This window comes from Actinoplanes sp. NPDC020271 (assembly GCF_044388125.1).
In the GTDB taxonomy this organism is placed as follows: domain Bacteria; phylum Actinomycetota; class Actinomycetes; order Mycobacteriales; family Micromonosporaceae; genus Actinoplanes.
On record NZ_JBIRWQ010000012.1, the window covers coordinates 251,833 to 267,566 of the forward strand.

12 protein-coding genes and 1 pseudogene are annotated in these 15,734 nt (G+C 71.8%); 2 read left to right on the plus strand and 11 right to left on the minus strand.

The window, feature by feature from the left end; genetic code table 11:
- Window positions 1-48: 48 nt before the first annotated feature.
- From ACH442_RS26310 to uraD, 6 genes and pseudogenes are all read right to left on the minus strand, one after another.
- Window positions 49-1,173, minus strand: a complete 1,125-nt coding sequence (locus ACH442_RS26310; RefSeq protein WP_396340764.1) for a DUF6986 family protein — start codon at window positions 1,171-1,173, stop codon at window positions 49-51.
- Window positions 1,174-1,185: 12 nt separating this feature from the next.
- Window positions 1,186-2,724, minus strand: a pseudogene (gene aceB, locus ACH442_RS26315) (malate synthase A); the annotation flags it as partial.
- A gap of 83 nt (window positions 2,725-2,807) precedes the next feature.
- Entirely contained in the window at window positions 2,808-4,148 is a 1,341-nt protein-coding gene (locus ACH442_RS26320) for an 8-oxoguanine deaminase (protein ID WP_396340765.1), read from the minus strand.
- Window positions 4,145-4,996 (minus strand): factor-independent urate hydroxylase, encoded by an 852-nt coding sequence (gene pucL / locus ACH442_RS26325; RefSeq protein ID WP_396340782.1) that lies wholly within the window; start codon window positions 4,994-4,996, stop codon window positions 4,145-4,147. Before pucL ends, ACH442_RS26320 begins: the two co-directional genes overlap by 4 nt.
- Before the next feature lie 15 nt (window positions 4,997-5,011).
- The gene (gene uraH, locus ACH442_RS26330) at window positions 5,012-5,371 is read right to left on the minus strand and encodes a hydroxyisourate hydrolase (RefSeq protein WP_396340766.1); all 360 of its coding nucleotides are present in this window, start codon (window positions 5,369-5,371) and stop codon (window positions 5,012-5,014) included.
- The gene (gene uraD / locus ACH442_RS26335; RefSeq protein WP_396340767.1) at window positions 5,361-5,867 is read right to left on the minus strand and encodes a 2-oxo-4-hydroxy-4-carboxy-5-ureidoimidazoline decarboxylase; all 507 of its coding nucleotides are present in this window, start codon (window positions 5,865-5,867) and stop codon (window positions 5,361-5,363) included. The genes uraH and uraD overlap by 11 nt, the downstream gene beginning before the upstream one ends.
- A 265-nt stretch (window positions 5,868-6,132) precedes the next feature.
- On the opposite strand from uraD, the gene hrpB reads away from it, so the two are divergent.
- Window positions 6,133-8,679 (plus strand): ATP-dependent helicase HrpB, encoded by a 2,547-nt coding sequence (gene hrpB, locus ACH442_RS26340; RefSeq protein ID WP_396340783.1) that lies wholly within the window; start codon window positions 6,133-6,135, stop codon window positions 8,677-8,679.
- Window positions 8,680-8,949: 270 nt separating this feature from the next.
- Window positions 8,950-9,138: a hypothetical protein gene (locus ACH442_RS26345; protein ID WP_396340768.1), complete on the plus strand. Its 189-nt coding sequence runs from the start codon at window positions 8,950-8,952 to the stop codon at window positions 9,136-9,138.
- Window positions 9,139-9,192: 54 nt separating this feature from the next.
- On the opposite strand, the gene ACH442_RS26350 is transcribed toward ACH442_RS26345, so the two are convergent.
- The 5 genes from ACH442_RS26350 to yidD all read right to left on the minus strand — a co-directional run bounded on the left by ACH442_RS26350 (window position 9,193) and on the right by yidD (window position 15,549).
- A complete protein-coding gene (locus ACH442_RS26350) occupies window positions 9,193-11,907 on the minus strand; it encodes a putative bifunctional diguanylate cyclase/phosphodiesterase (protein ID WP_396340769.1) in 2,715 nt (904 codons plus the stop codon).
- A 98-nt stretch (window positions 11,908-12,005) separates the two neighbouring features.
- Complete coding sequence (locus tag ACH442_RS26355; RefSeq protein WP_396340770.1) at window positions 12,006-12,728, minus strand: PP2C family protein-serine/threonine phosphatase; 723 nt, start codon at window positions 12,726-12,728, stop codon at window positions 12,006-12,008.
- Between the two features lie 81 nt (window positions 12,729-12,809).
- The gene (locus ACH442_RS26360; RefSeq protein ID WP_396340771.1) at window positions 12,810-13,838 is read right to left on the minus strand and encodes a hypothetical protein; all 1,029 of its coding nucleotides are present in this window, start codon (window positions 13,836-13,838) and stop codon (window positions 12,810-12,812) included.
- Complete coding sequence (locus ACH442_RS26365; RefSeq protein WP_396340772.1) at window positions 13,835-15,130, minus strand: transporter substrate-binding domain-containing protein; 1,296 nt, start codon at window positions 15,128-15,130, stop codon at window positions 13,835-13,837. Before ACH442_RS26365 ends, ACH442_RS26360 begins: the two co-directional genes overlap by 4 nt.
- A 44-nt stretch (window positions 15,131-15,174) precedes the next feature.
- On the minus strand, window positions 15,175-15,549 hold the full coding sequence (yidD, locus tag ACH442_RS26370; protein ID WP_396340773.1) for a membrane protein insertion efficiency factor YidD: 375 nt from the start codon (window positions 15,547-15,549) through the stop codon (window positions 15,175-15,177).
- Window positions 15,550-15,734: the final 185 nt, after the last annotated feature.

Below are 15,734 nucleotides of genomic sequence, written 5' to 3' on the forward strand. Positions count from 1 at the left end.
ATGCGGAGCGTGATGGTTCGAGGTCATCGGCACTTTTTCGAACCTGGCCTACATCAGCTCCAGAAGCCGCTCCCGGGGAAGGCCGGCGTCGGTCAGCGCACCGCAGTCCAGGCCACGCAACAGATACCCGGCCAGCGCGCGGGCGGTGGCCGGCTCGTCGAGGATGCCGCTGTCCTGCCGGTCGAGGTAACGCTCCAGGCGGGTGACCGCGGCGTCGCGACCGTCGCGGAAGAACGCGAACGTCGCCGCGTACCGGCTCGGCAACTGGGCGGGATGCAGGTCCCAGCCCTGGTAGAAGCCGCGTTCGAGGGAACGCCGGACCAGGCGGTGGTGCAGCTGCCAGGCGGCGTGCACGTCGTCACGGCCGCCGACCGGCAGGATGTTGGTCGAGCCGTCGGAGAGGCGCACGCCGGTCTGCGCGGCGGCGGCCTGCATCACCGCTTTGGCGTAGTCGGCGACCGGATGCTCCATCGACTGGTACGCCGCGGCCACGCCCGCCGCGGCACTGTAGTCGTAGGTGCCGTAGTGCAGACCGGTGCACCGTCCCTGAGCCGCGGTGATCAGCTCGGCGACGGTCGCCGTCCCGTTCGCGGCGAGCACCGCCGAGGGCAGCTCGACCTGGATCTCGAAGGTGAGGGCGCCCGGGCTGCGCTCCAGTTTCTCGCAGACGGTGACCATCGCCTCGACCTGGGCCGGGCCGCTGACCTTGGGCAGCGTGACGTTCACCTCGCCCGGACAGGAGTCGAGGAACAGGTCCAATGTGCGCAGCGCACGACGCCTGGTCGCGGCCTCCAGCGACTTGATCCGCAACCCCAGGAACGGCGGCCGGGGCCCGTCGAGCAGGATCGCGACGGCCTCCCGGACCGCGGCGTCCTCCTGGTCGTCGTCGCGGACGCCGTACCCGTCCTCGAAGTCGACGCGCAGGTCCTCGATCGGCTCCCGGGCCAGCTTGTCCCGGACCGCGGGGTCGGGCCACGGGAAGTCGTGCCGATCCATCGTGGACAGCGCGATCGTGCCCCAGTCACGGAACCCGGCCAGCCGGTCGGCCGGGGTGTACACCGTGTGCACGGGCTGCCGACCGGCGCGTTCCCCCGGATATCGGGCCCGGAGGAACGCGTCGTGGGCGGCCAGGCGCCGGTCGATCTCGGCATGGTCATGATCGGACAGGCGCATGTGACTCCCGGGTCAGTCGATCGAGTCGTAGGCGGCGCTGGTCAGGAAGTCGGCGAAGTCGTCGGCGAGGGCCACCCGCTCGAAGAGCTTGCGCGCGTCCTCGAAACGGCCGCCCTCACCGGCGGTCTCCCTGATCTTGACGAGCTCCTCGTCCTCGATCCGGGCGACCAGCTCGGCGGTGATCGGGGTGCCGTCCGGCAGCTTCACACCGTTGTGGATCCACTGCCAGATCTGCGAACGGGAGATCTCCGCGGTGGCGGCGTCCTCCATCAGGTTGTGGATCGCGACCGCGCCGTTGCCGCGCAGCCATGCCTCCAGGTACTGCAGGGCGACGTTGACGTTGTTACGCAGGCCGGCCTCGGTGACCCGGGCGTCCAGGCTCGCGACGTCGAGCAGGTCACGCGCGTCGACGGCGACGTCCGGACGCTGCTTGTCCAGCTGGTTCGGCTTGTCGCCGAGCACCCGGTCGAAGATCGCCTGACAGACCGGCACGAGGTCGGGGTGCGCCACCCAGGAGCCGTCGAAACCGTCGCCGGCCTCGCGCTCCTTGTCCTCGTTGACCTTGGCCAGGGCCACCTCGTTGACCTGTGGGTCGCGGCGGCTGGGGATGAACGCGGCCATCCCGCCCATCGCGAACGCACCCCGCTTGTGGCAGGTGGAGACGAGCAGCTCCGAGTAGGCGCGCATGAACGGCGCGGTCATCGTCACCGCGGCCCGGTCGGGCAGGATCATCCGCGGGTTGTCGCGGAAGTACTTGATGATGCTGAACAGGTAGTCCCAGCGGCCGGCGTTGAGGCCCGAGATGTGCGGGCGCAACGCATAGAGGATCTCCTCCATCTCGAACGCGGCCGGGATCGTCTCGATCAGCACGGTGGCACGGATCGTGCCGACCGGGACATCAAGCGCCTCTTGCGCGTACGTGAAGACGTCGTTCCACAGCTCGGCTTCTTTGTGGGACTCCGTCTTCGGCAGGTAGAAGTAGGGCCCGCTGCCCCGTTCGAGCAGTTCCTTCGCGTTGTGGAAGAAGTACAGCCCGAAGTCCACGAGAGCACCGACGGCCGGCTCGCCGTCGACCGGCAGGTGACGCTCGTCGAGGTGCCAGCCGCGGGGACGCATCACGATGGTCGGGTAAGGACCACCGTTCAGCTCGTACGTCTTCTTCTCCGTCTCCAGCGAGATGGTCCGCCGGATCGCGTCGTAGAGGTTCTGCTGGCCGTCGACCACATTGGACCAGTGCGGGGTGTTGGCGTCCTCGAGGTCGGCCAGCCACACCTTGGCACCCGAGTTCAGCGCGTTGATCGTCATCTTGCGCTCGGTCGGCCCGGTGATCTCGACGCGCCGGTCCCGCAGGTCGTCCGGGGCCGGCGGGGCCGACCACTCGGCGGCGCGGATGTCGGCGGTCTCGGCGAGGAAGCCGAGGCTGGCGCCCGCGGCGATCTCGGCCCGCCGGGCGGCGCGCGCCTGGAGGAGCTCGTTGCGGCGCGGCCGGAACCGACGGCTCAGCTCGGCGACGAACGCCACGGCCTCGTCGGACAGGATCTCAGTCATCGTTGACGGCTCCTCTCGGTGTGGTTACTCCCGCGTAGCGTAGTGGCGGCGCCGCCGCGCGCAAGCGCTCGAGGGAGCCAAGAACATCACACCCCCAGCAGCCGGCGGTGCGCTCGCCGGGCCTCGACCGTGAGAGTCTCCTCGTCCGCGTTGACCAGTTCACCCCGCTCGACCACCGGCTTCCCGCCGACCAGGGCCAGCGCGACCCGGGCCGGTGGGCCGAACACCAGCGCCGCCACCTTGTCGTCGATGCCGTCGTGGCCCAGCCCGTCGAGATCCCACATCACCAGATCGCCCAGCTTGCCGACCTCGATCGATCCGAGGTGATCCTGCCGGCCCAGGCAGCGCGCGCCGCCCATCGTGCCCAGCCGCAACGCCTCCCGGGCGTCCATCGCCTTCGGCCCGCCCCGCATCCGCGCGGTGTAGAGCGCCTGCCGCAACTCCGCCCCCAGGTGCGAGACCTCCTGCGACGCCGCGCCGTCGACCCCCAATCCGACGGGTACGCCGTTGTCCACCAACTCGCGCACCCGGGCCATGCCCGCCCCGAGGCGAGCGTTGGAGCTCGGACAGTGGGCCACGCCCGTGCCGGTCGCGCCCAGCCGGGCGATCGCCGAGTCGTCCAGGTGCACGCCGTGCGCGAGCCACACGTCGTCACCGAGCCAGCCGACACGCTCCGCGTACTCCACCGGGGTGCAGCCGAACTGCTTGCGGCAGAACTCCTCCTCGTCGTCGGTCTCGGCCAGGTGGGTGTGCAGCCGGACCCCCCTGCGCCGGGCCAGGGTCGCGGCTTCGACCATCAGCCGGGTGGTCACCGAGAACGGGGAGCAGGGAGCGACCGCGATCTGCAGCATCGCGTCCGGTGACGAGTCGTGCCAGCGGTCGATCGCGGCCTCGGTCGCCGCGAGAGCCTCGTCGGTGTCCTCGACGACGTGGTCCGGCGGGAGGCCGCCGTCCTTCTGGCTCAGGTCCATCGAGCCGCGGGTCGGGTGGAAACGGAGGCCGATCCCGCGGGCCGCCTCGATCTCGGCTTCCAGGACGTCACCGCCGTCGCGCGGGAAGACGTAGTGATGGTCCATGCTGGTGGTGCAGCCGGACAGGGCCAGCCAGCCGAGCCCGGCGCCGGCGGCCGCGCCGACGATCTCCGCGTCGAGGCGGCCCCAGATCGGGTAGAGGGTGGTCAGCCAGCCGAACAGGGTCTCGTCGAGCGCCAGCCCTCTGGTCGCCCACTGGTACAGGTGGTGGTGGGTGTTGACGAGCCCTGGCGTGACGAGGCAGCCCCTCGCGTCGACCCGTCGTCCGGACGTTTCCGTTCTTCCGGGCCCGACGGCGGCGATGCGGCCGTCGTCGCCGACCACGACGTGCCCGTCGGCATATTCGGTTCCGTGGGCGTCCACGGTCGCGATCGTGGCGTTCTCGATGACGATCACAGGTACCACTCCGTCGTCGCCGGCGGCACGTCGTCGCGGGTCACGGTGCCCTCGATCAACCCGTACGGCCGATCGCCGGCGATGAACACCTCGTTCTCGTTCACCAGGTCGAACACCGACAGATCGACCAGGTAGTGATGCTTGTTCGGCAGCGCCAGCCGGATCTCCGCCAGCTCCGGGCGGCTGCTGAGCACCATCGTGCCCATCGACATCAGCGTCTGTTGCAGAGACATGCTGTACGTGTTGACGAACCCGCTGGTCATCGCATCGACCGCGCCCTGGAACGACTTCCCCCAGTCGGCGTCGTCGGTGAGGTGCCGCCACTTCGCGTCGACGGCGGTGGCCAGAATGCGGTCGGTGGTCTCCGGCAGTGTGGTGTACCGATCCTTCACGAAGCCGTGGAACTCCGACGCGGTGGTGTTCATCAGCACCAGACCGCTGATCCCGGAGACCACCTGGGTGGACTCGCGGGTCACCGTCACCGTGGTGGTGCGGGTGTGGTCGCCGCGGCGCTGGAACGAGTGCGGGCCGAGCCGATCCCACCCGAACGACTCGATGCTCACCCGCGCGGAGCCGACCTGCCCCTGCGTACGCACGAAGTGGCGCGCCAGGAGCAGCGCGAACGTCTCCGGCTCACCGACGCCGTGCTGCTTGGCGAACGCGTACACCGTGTTCTTCATCGTGTCGGTCGGCAGCACGCCGGAGTTGTCGCCGGTCAGGTGGGTCGCGGTCAGGTCACCGGCGAGCGCGATGCTGACGTTCAGATCCACCAGGCCGTGCGTGTCACCGTCACGGTGCACGCGGACCAGGCGGGTCTCCGCCTTGCCGTAACGATTCGGTCCGAGCACGATCGCCAACGCGTTTCAGCTCCCTCGGTAGGTGGTGTAGCCGTACCGGCTGAGCAGCAGCGGCACGTGGTAGTGACGGTCCGGGTCGTGGACGTGGAAAGCGACCGTGATCTCCGGGAAGAAGCACTCCTTGCCCAGATAGGGCTCGACGTAGAAGAGCAGCCGGTAACCGCCGGCCTGCCAGTCCCGCACGGGCACGCGATAGCGCAGCCGGCCGTCGGAGTCGGTGCGACCCTCGTCGATCGTCCGCCAGCCCTCCGCGTCGCGGCGCTCCAGCCGCACGTAGACGTCCGCGGCCGGGTCACCGCTGGTGGTGTCCAGGATGTGTGTGGAGATGCGGGTGTGGAACTCGGCCGTGGTGCCGTCAGAGGGCATCGAGCACCCGCTCCAGCCGCAGCCCGGCGATCTTGCGAAGCTCCTCGGCGACGATCGCCCGCTCGGCGGCCTCGTCGTTGCCCAGTCGCTCGCGGGCCGCGTCCAGGATCTCGGCCTGACTGCGGCCGCTCGCGAAGATCAGGAAAACGTGGCCGAACCGCTCCTCGTACTCCCGGTTCGCCTCGGCCAGCGCCCTCTTCGTCTCGTCGTCGGCGCTGCGGGCCGCGGCCGACTGCTCGGCCCGGGACCAGGCGGCCTCGCGCGACTCGCCGGCGGCGCGCTCGCCGATGCGCGGGTGCGCGGACAGGCCCTGCAGAACCTCGTCCCAGGTCAGCGCGCGGGCAGCGGCGTCCGCCGCGGCGACGATCGCGGCCCGGTCGGCGAACGGCCGCCCGGCGGCGATCCCGTCGCCCCAGGACGGCGCGGCCAGGCAGTCCAGCAGCTGCTCCCGCAGACGCTCGGCCGGCAGCGCATTGAAAGTCTGCACCCCGCTCATCGCGTCACCTCCGCTGCGCTCCGGCGCCGCGATGAGTTGACGACTGAGCCCACTGATCTGCTCGCAAGCTCGCTCATCGCCCCACCCCTCCTTCGTGTTGATCAGTCAAGCAGGATCGCTCCGCCACGGGCACCGCCGGAGCGAAGAATTAACACGGTCACCCTGCCACGATCCGCAAGGCGAAACACGGCCCTGTGGACAACGCGGCGGTTGTCCACAGGCCCGAAAAAATGTCGGTGCGATCGGCAAGACTTGGCGCGTGCTGATCCCCGCCGACGCCCTGCCCGATCTCCCGGTCCGCGACCTGCTGCCGGAGATCACCGCCACGCTGTCCGAGGCCGGTGCGGCGGTGCTGGTCGCGCCGCCCGGCACCGGGAAGACCACGCTGGTCCCGCTCGCCCTGGCCGGCTCGGGCCGGGTGCTGGTCGCCGAGCCGCGGCGGGTCGCGGCCCGGGCCGCCGCCCGGCGGATGGCCGCCCTGCTGGGTGAGCAGGTCGGCGAGCGGGTGGGCTATGCGGTGCGCGGCGACCGCCGGGTCTCCCGCGACACCGTGGTCGAGGTGGTCACCACCGGCCTGCTGGTCCGCCGCCTGCAACGCGATCCGGAGCTGCCCGGCGTCACCGCGGTGATCCTCGACGAGTGCCACGAGCGGCATCTCGACTCCGACCTCGCGCTCGCCTTCCTGGTCGACGTGCGCGGCGTGCTCCGGCCCGAGCTGCGACTGCTGGCGACGTCGGCGACGGCCGACGCCGACCGGCTCGCCCAGGTGCTCGGCGGGCCGACTCTCACCGCGCACGCCCGCACCCACCCGGTCGAGGTGACCTGGTCACCGCCGTCCGGCCCGATCGCCCCGCCGCTCGGCCTGCGCGTCGACCCGAAACTGCTGGATCACGTCGCCGCGACCACCCGCCGCGCGCTCGCCGAGGGCGACGGTGACGTGCTGGTCTTCCTGCCCGGCGCCCGCGAGATCGAGACGGTCGCCAACCGGCTGCGTGGCGTCGAGGCCGACGTGGTGCCCCTGCACGGGCGCCAGTCCGGCGCGGCGCAGGATGCCGCGCTGCGTCCCGGTCCTCGCCGCCGGGTCGTGCTGGCCACCGCGGTCGCGGAGAGCAGCCTGACCGTGCCCGGGGTGCGGGCGGTCGTCGATTGCGGGCTGAGCCGGGTCCCGCGGATGGATCACGCCCGTGGCCTGGGCTCGCTGGTGACCGTTCCGGTGTCCCGCTCGTCGGCGGTCCAGCGCGCCGGCCGGGCCGGTCGCGAAGCTCCCGGCCGGGTCTATCGGTGCTGGTCACAGTCTCAGCACGACCGGTTGCCGGCACAGCCCGAGCCGGAGATCGCGGCGGCCGACCTGACCGGTTTCGCCCTCGACCTGGCGCTCTGGGGTGACCCCTCCGGCAGCGGGCTGGCCCTGCCCGACCCGCCGCCGGCGGGCGCCCTGCGCGCCGCCGGCTCGACCCTGCACGACCTCGGCGCCGTCGACGACTCGGGCCGGGTGACCGCGCGGGGCCGCGCCCTGGCCGGCGCCGGTCTGCACCCACGCCTGGCCCGCGCGCTGCTCGACGGTGCGGAGCTGGTCGGCGCCCGGCGGGCCGCGGAGATCATCGCGGTTCTGGACGACTCCGGGACCGCGACCGACGACCTGGTCGCGGCCGTCCGGCGGGCTCGGGCCGCGGGTGGTGCCGCTTTCCACTCCGAGGTACGTCGTCTGACCGCGGCCGCCACCACCCCCGCCGATGCCCCCGCCGAGCGCGGCCCGTCCGAGCCGTCCGGCAACGCCTCTCACCGGCGAGGGCGGGTCAGGTCCGAGTCCGGCGGGCGGCCCGGAGCGGCCCGGATCCCCGATGACCTGGCGACCGGGCTGGTGATCGGGCTGGCCTACCCCGAGCGGGTGGCGCTGGCGCGGGAGACGGGCAGCCGGGCCTACCTGATGGCCGGTGGCACCGCGGCCGATCTGCCGCCGGAGAGTTCCCTGGCCGGCACGCCGTGGCTGGCCGTCGCCGTGGCGGACCGGGCCGCCGGCGCGCGCACGGCACGGATCCGCAGCGCCGCCCCGCTCGACGAGACGACCGCGCGAGAGGTCGCGAGCACGCTGTTCCGCGAGGAGACCGAGATCGGCTGGATCGACGGCGACGTGGTCGCCCGGCGGGTCCAGCGGCTCGGCGCGATCACGCTGACCAGCGTCCGGCTGACCGATCCGGCCCCGGTCGCGCTGCGCGAGGCGCTGCTGACCGGGTTGCGCAGTGCCGGTCTGAGCCTGCTGACCTGGAGCCGCACGGCCGAGGAGCTGCGCGCCCGGCTGGCCTTCGCGCACGCCGCCCTCGGCGATCCCTGGCCGGACGTCTCGGACGCCGCCCTGCTGGAACACGCCGACGAGTGGCTGGAGCTCGGCGCCGCCCGCCGCCGGGCCGACCTGGCGAAACTCGACGTGACCGCCGCGCTGCGACGGCTCGTGCCGTGGTCCGTGGCCGGCCGCCTGGACGAGGTCGCGCCGGAGCGGCTGCCGGTGCCGAGCGGCTCGCAGATCCGGGTGGACTACGCCGACCCGGCCGCGCCGGTGCTCGCGGTGAAGGTGCAGGAGGCGTTCGGCTGGCGGGATGCGCCGAGGCTGGCCGACGGACGGGTCCCGGTCCTGCTGCACCTGTTGTCACCGGCGGGGCGGCCGGTCGCGGTCACCCGGGATCTGGCGTCCTTCTGGGCGCAGGGCTATCCGCAGGTCCGGGCCGAGATGCGCGGCCGCTACCCACGTCATCCGTGGCCGGAGGACCCGCTGACCGCCCCGCCGACCCGCCGGGCCAACCCCCGCGCCCGCTGACCCCCTCGCCGGGCCAGCCCCCGCGCCCGCTGGCCCATCGCCGAGCCCTCATCGCCCGCTGACCCCAACGCCCGCCGGTCCCCGCGCCCGCTGGCCCGTCGCCGAGCCCCCATCGCCCGCTGACCCCGACGCCCGGCGGTCCCCACGCCTGTTGACGCCCGCAGCCCGCCGATCCCCTCATCCCCCGCCGTCAGCACGCTGACCACGACGTTCCTGTCGAGGTCGACCTCCGATCCGCTGCCCGGCCGGGCCGGGTCGGCCCGTCACCCCGTGCCGCGTCCGCTGCAGGTCGTCACGTGGTACGGCGTCCGCGTCTTCACCGACACCGTCCCCGACGACGCTCCCCGGCCCGGCGAGCAGGAACTGGCACGCATCCTGGCCTGCGAGAAGCGGGCCGGCGCCACCGACCCCTACCGCGGCGTCGCAGCCCTGACCCACGTCGTCGCGAGCCGGCGCTGAGCCGCATCCACCGTGGGAGACGAAGGCCCGACTCGGCCGAATGCACCGGGCGGATCAGGGGTTGGGCTCGGGGGCGGCCCGGCCGAGTTCGGCGAGCCGGGCCGGCGGCCCGAACAGGTAGCCCTGGCCGAGCGGGCAGCCCAGCCCGGCCAACGCCGCCGCCCGCTCGTCCGTCTCGATGCCCTCGGCGACGACCGTGATGCCGAGGTCGGCGCAGATGGCGAGCACTGAGCGGCAGAGCGCCCCGGCCCGGTCGGGCGCGGTGTCCACGTCGGTCAGCGTGGAGTCGAGCTTCACCGTGTCGACCGGCATGCCGTGGAGTTGGGCGAGCGCGTTGTACCCGCTCCCGAAGTCGTCCAGCGCGACCCGGACGCCCCGGGCGCGGAGACGTTCGACCATCGCGGCGGCGCGCGGCAGGTCGGGGATGCGCAGGGTCTCGGTGATCTCGACGACGAGCCGGGCCGGCGGCATCGCGTGCCGGGCCAGGGCGGCGTCGACGGCGTCCTCGAGCCCTTGCTGGCCGAGGCGTCCGGCGGAGACGTTGACGTGCACGGCGATCGGGCGGCCGAACCGGTCGGCGAGGGCCTGCGCGTCGGCGCACGCCTGGTTCAGCACGAAGTCGTCGATGGCGGAGACCAGGCCGGTGCGTTCGGCCATGGTGACGAAGACGTCGGGGTGGACCGGCCCGGCGATCGGGTCGGTCCAGCGGGCCAGCGCCTCGACGGCGACCGTCGCCCCGTCGCTGAGGCGCACGATCGGCTGGTAGAAGACTTCGAAGCCGGCCGCGGCGGGGCTGCCTCCGCTGAGGGCGCCGGCCAGCAGTTGCGGCAGGTCGGCGTTCGGGCCGTGGACCGGGCCGGTGTAGCGGATGAGTGCGCCTTTGCCGCGGCGCTTCACCGCGTACATGGCGGCGTCGGCGCGGCGCAGCAGCAGGTCGGCGGAGAGCCGGTCGGCGGGTTCGGCCACGACGAGGCCGATGCTGGCGCCGACGCTGACCGCGCGGCCGTCGATCAGGTACGGCTCGCGGAGCGCGGCCAGCACCCGCTCCCCGATCCCTTCCGCCTCCGCTTCCCAGAGCCGATCAGCCGACATCTCCGGGGCTTCCGCCGGGCCCGGGGAAACCGCGGTACCCGAAGAAACCGGTGAACCGGAGGAGCCGGCAGACGGCGAGGCCACCGACGATGCCGGCGAGCCCGACGAGGCCGGCGAGGCCGGCGAGCCCGACGAGGCCGGCGAGGCCGGCGAGGCCGGCGAACCAGCCGGCGCCGGAGAGGCCGCGGACGCCGAGGAGATCGGGGCGGTCCGGGGCGTCGGCACCAGACCGGAACGCCCGGTGACCACCACCCCGTTGGCGAGCGGCTCCCCCGAGGTCAGCAGGTCGGTCCGGCGCCGGGCCGGCAGCGGAGTCCCCGCCGGCCAGCCCCCGGACACCCTGATCCCGGCCGCGGACAGCACGTACCGGCGTTGCCGCCCCACCGCCCGTCGCAGCCGCGACCCGGCTCGGGCCGGTGCCGGGGTCACGATGTCGCTCTGGTCCAGGACGACCGCGAACTCGTCCCCGCCCAGCCGTGCCACCAGGTCCTGCGGTCGCACCGATGCGCGCAGCCGTTCCCCTATCGCGTGCAGCACCCGGTCGCCCAGCGCATGCCCGTACGTGTCGTTGATCAGCTTGAAGTCGTCCAGGTCGGCGAAGAGCACGGCCACCGGCGTACCCCGATGGTGGTTGGCGTCGAGGGCGAGCACGAGCCGTTCGCGGAAGAGTGCGCGGTTGGCCAGCCCGGTCAGCGGATCGTGGTACGCCTGGTGATGCAGCCGCCGCTGGGTTTCCGCGACCCGGTCCAGCAGCACGGTGTTGTCCAGGATCGTGATCATCTGCCGGGTCACGACGAGGCCGAGGCCGAGCCAGCCGAGGTAGGCCTGGAACGGTGTCAGCGCGTCCCCGGCCACCGTGCGGGCGAGCAGCACCACCCCGGTGACCAGCACCGGCACGTACGGCAGGAGCAGGTGGAACCAGTCACGCGGCAACTCCGTCACGTCCTGCGGCAGCGGTGCCGTCCGGGCCGGGCTGAGTGCGGCGAGCGCGATCAACGCCGGCCCGAGCAGGTGCCCGGTGGCCTGCAGCCAGGTGGGCCCGAACCCGAGGAGCCGGACGGTGTCCGCCGTCCCGAACGCCAGCAACGCCGCCCCGACCAGCACCAGCGGCCGCCGCCCGGCCGGCGAGTCGGGCCGGGTGGTGAGCAGCAGCACCACCATGGTGAACAGGACCAGGTCGGCGATCGGGTAGGCGGCTGCCCACCAGGCCAGCGACTTCCAGTCGGCGATCGCGGTCAGGCAGGACGACGTCCAGCACAGGGCCAGCACCGAGCCGGTGATCAGCACGCTGTCGATGAGCAGCGCGATCTGGTCCCGCCGCGGGGAGGTCGGCACCGGTCGCGGCCTGGTCCGGGTGACGCCGAGCAGGCCGATCAGCATGCAGGCGGGCAGCACCACGAACCCGATGTCGAAGACCGTCGGCGTCTCCACCCGGTCCTGCCCGGTCAGGTCCTGGACGACCCACCAGGCCCGGACGGCCGACCAGGCGACGAGTCCACCGGCGGCCAGGTACCGCCAGTTGCGGGGGATGCCGGCCCGGCGGCGGGCCGCGATCAGGCAGGCCCAGGCCGCGATCGCGCCCGCGGCGAGTTGCGCGGTGTCGGCGTAGAGCCGGGGCGCGCCCACGAGCTCGCCGACCGCGACCACCGCTAGGGCGAGCGCCACAGTCCCGATCAAGCGCGCCGTCGTGATCACCACCAGTGTCCGGGCCGGCGTGACCTTCCGGCCGGATGACGTAGCCGCGTGATCATCCGCGGCCGGATGAAAATACCGGCTCAGACCCCGTCGGTCACATCGGCGATGACCACCGTGACGTTGTCCGGCCCCCCGCCGCGCAACGCGAGATCGACAAGCCTCTCCGCGCACGCCTTGGGATCGGGAACGATCCGCATCTCTTCCTCAATGGTCGCATCGTTCACCACGCCCGTCAGCCCGTCACTGCAGAGCAGCCAGCGGTCACCGGCCTGGGGTTCGACGATCACGTAGGCCGGGCTGACCGGCTCGCCCTGCAGGACCCGGGTCACCACGGCCCGGCGCGGGTGCCCGGCCGCTTCCTCGGGCTTGATCAGTCCCTGGTCGACCAGCATCTGAACATACGTGTCGTCCTTGGTCAGCTGGTTCAGCCGGCCGTCGCGCAGAAGGTAGGCCCGGGAGTCACCGACGTGGGCCATGGCCGCCCGCTCGCCGTTGAAGAGCACCGCCGTCAGTGTGGTGCCCATCCCCTGCAGCGAGGGGTCGGCGGCGACCGTCTCGGCGATCCGCCGGTTGGCCAGTTCCAGCCCCCGGTGCAGCGCGTCCATCTGGTGTTCCGTCTCGATGAACGTGTCGAGCGAGACCATGGACTCCACCGTCATCCGGCTGGCCAGATCGCCGGCGGCCATGCCGCCCATGCCGTCGGCAACGAGGAGGAGCCGGTCACCGGCGTAGTGACCGTCCTCGTTGTTGGTCCGGACGTGTCCTTGGTCGGTGACGGCCGCCCACCGCAGGTGCAAGGTCATGGCGTGCAGCCTGCCAGGTCGATGGCTGGCTGTCTGCACGTGGTGGGCGGCATGTCGCACATGTCGTCGTCGAAAATACACTCACTGCGGTTCATGCGGCCTCCCCAGGCACCTCGAATCGATTTCGGTCACCTTCCGTGTCGGCGCGATCCATTCCAGTACGGTCTCCTCCACCGGCCAGCCCCGGACCGCGACGGCGCTCTCGGGGGGTTGCACCGGCTCGGGGCAGAGTGTCTTCGACCGCACGTCCCCGTTCGGCACGAACTCAACCTCCCCGGTGGCCTGCAACATCGTCGTCGAGGTGTCGTCGACCGCGATGAGCTGGCCGACGATCACCTTCTCGACCGGCCCGTCCGGCGGCCCGACCTCGATCGCGCTGCTCGGCAGCACCGGCGCGCGCAGGAACACCACCCCGACCACGATCGGCAACGCCAGTGCGGCGGCGGTCGCCGGCCAGTGCGTGACCAGCCGCGCCCAGCTGGCCGGAACCGGCCCGGTGAGCAGCGGGCCGAGCAGCGACGGCACTCCGAGCAGGATCGCCGTGCCGTACTCGCCCCCGCGCACCGCGGCGATCACTCCCGGCCAGACGAAGATCCACGTGAGTACGCCGGTGAGGATCGGCACCCCGAGGGTGATCCAGTGCATGGCCCAGGGCCCGGCGCGCAGCCGCTGCACCGCGGTCAGTCCGAGCACGGCGACGATCAGCATCTGCAGTGTCGGCAGCAGACGGAGCTGCCAGGTGAAGCCGGCGATCAGGACCGCGGTCAGCACCACCCAGTCCGGCATCCGCAGCGCGGCGATCGCGATCGGGGAACGCCCGGCCTCGCCCGGTTTGCTCACCAGCAGGATGCCGCCGAGCACCCGCAGGGTCAGGATCACGGCCGGGATCGCCCAGCTCAACGTGATGAAGAGCGCACTGATCATGCCGAGCGGGTTGATGTACTGCACCAGCAGCAACATGGTCGGCAGGTCCTGCCGGCTCAAATACCACAGCCTCAGCACGAGCAGCATCAGCGGGAATGCCGGCAGCACGGTGAAGAGCCAGTTGAGCTGCGACCGCCGCCGCCGCGGCGCGATCACCGGCCCCTTGGCGAAGATGTCCGCGCTCATTGGAGCAGGTCCTCCCAGGGGAGCTCCCGCACGTTCGGCCGGGTCACCCGGGGCTGCTCGGCCACCGCGATCGGGGTGAGCCCGTTCGCTTCGGCCTCGACCTGCAGATTGTTCTCGTAGGCCTTTTCCCACCGCTCGTCGTGCGGGTCGGCATAAGACCGATAAAGCGTGATGTCGACCAATTCCTTCAGCGCGGGATTATTGCCCACGTTGACGCCCCAGCGCTCGATGGTGTCGAGGCCGAGATCCCAATGTTTGTATTTATCGGGGAAATGTGCTTTCCAGCCGGCGAGGATCGCGGCGTCGGTGCTGACCGCGTCGACCTCGCGATCGTCCAGCATGGCGAAGCATTCCTTGACCCGGTTCTTCCGGAAGGTCGTGGCACCCGCCCGGTCGAGCGCGCTCTCGCTGGTCGAGGTGGAGAGTGTGCAGACCCGCTGGCCCTTCAGATCCTGAAGGGCGGAGACCGAGGAATGATCCTTCAGCGTTATCACCGACTGCTCGGTGTCGAGATACTCCTGGGAGAAATTCACCCCGGCCGCTTTCCGGTCGGCGGTGATGCTGTAACTGGCGATCACCATCTTCACCGGCACGCGCTTGCCGTTCTGGTCATTCGCCTGCATCCGGGCCCGGTCCTCGGATTCCATCCCGTAGAAGCGCACCTGATCCCGGCGAAAACCGAGGTCCTCCGCGATCATGTACGCGATGTCGATGTCGAACCCGCTCCAGATCTTCTTTCCCTGGTCGTAATACGCCGTCCCGTACTGATCGTCCTTCACGCCGATGTCCAGCACCGGCCAGGAGTCGACTCCGGACTGGGCGCGCAGTTCCGCGACCGACGGCGGCCCGCCCACGAAGAGCCGCACCAGCGTCAGCCCGAGCGCCAGCACCAGCGCCAGCCCGAGCCCGGCCAGCCGCAGCGCCGCCAGGTTGAACCGTTCCGGCCGGTCCGGCAGCACCTCGGGCCCGGGCAGCGTCTCCGGTTCGGCCGGCAGCGGCAGCCGTCCCTCGTCGACGGCCTCACGCACCGCGATGTCCCGCGCCGCGATGTCCTCGAGAGTGCGTTTGCGCAGCTTCCACACCCGGCGCAACTGCGGCGGGAGCCCGGCCGCGAAGTCACCGAAGAGCGGCGGCACCCCGGACGGCGTGCGCGGCTGCGGCGCCGGCGCGGCTCCCGGCGACGACGACGCAGTTCCCGACGGCGGCGACGCAGTTCCCGACGGCGGCGACGGCGACGCGGCTCCCGGCGTCGATGCGGGATCACGCGAGGTCCCGTCCACAGGCTCCCCCATCGGCCCTCCCCAGTGTTGCGATCGGGTCATCGTGCCCCATCAGGTCACGGAACGGGATCCCCGGTGCCGAGGGGGACGCGAGGACCACACCGGCGGAGTCGCGCGGCGGCCATGCGGAGGCCTCGCCCGAGGCCGTACCGCTGAATCGCCTCCAAGGCGTAGGCACTGCACGTGGGCCGATAGCGGCACCGCGTCGGAAGCCGCGGGGAGACTCTCCGATATCCGCGGATGGCGGCGACGACCGCCCGTTCCGCTCCTCGCGCGGTGGATCGATGCCCGAGCAGCGCCACGATCGTCAGCAGCGAACTCAGCCGGAAGAGGTCACACCCCGGAACATCACAGGGCAGATCACAACATCCCGGGTCGCAGTCGCAGTTGTCGTACCAGCGACCCTTCTTCTGTTCCGGCTCCTGCTCCATCGGCACATGGTGCCGGATCGGCTCAACCGCGCACCTCACCCATGAAGATCAACTTCAAGAGCCTCAGGTCCGATCTCCGCTGTGGTCGCCCTCCGCCGCTCCCGGCACCCCTCTGTCAAGGGGTTGTGGTGAGTGATGTTTTAGGGTGGTGTTTGGTAGGTCCGGGATGTGATTTTTCCGAAGTG

Bases quoted from the DNA above. Each gene is read 5' to 3' on its own strand.
- ACH442_RS26310 (WP_396340764.1), bottom strand. From the start codon at position 1,173: ATGCGCCTGTCCGATCATGACCATGCCGAGATCGACCGGCGCCTGGCC.
- yidD (WP_396340773.1), bottom strand. From the start codon at position 15,549: ATGGAGCAGGAGCCGGAACAGAAGAAGGGTCGCTGGTACGACAACTGC.
- ACH442_RS26355 (WP_396340770.1), bottom strand. From the start codon at position 12,728: ATGACCTTGCACCTGCGGTGGGCGGCCGTCACCGACCAAGGACACGTC.
- ACH442_RS26360 (WP_396340771.1), bottom strand. From the start codon at position 13,838: ATGAGCGCGGACATCTTCGCCAAGGGGCCGGTGATCGCGCCGCGGCGG.
- uraH (WP_396340766.1), bottom strand. From the start codon at position 5,371: ATGCCCTCTGACGGCACCACGGCCGAGTTCCACACCCGCATCTCCACA.
- ACH442_RS26365 (WP_396340772.1), bottom strand. From the start codon at position 15,130: ATGGGGGAGCCTGTGGACGGGACCTCGCGTGATCCCGCATCGACGCCG.
- uraD (WP_396340767.1), bottom strand. From the start codon at position 5,867: ATGAGCGGGGTGCAGACTTTCAATGCGCTGCCGGCCGAGCGTCTGCGG.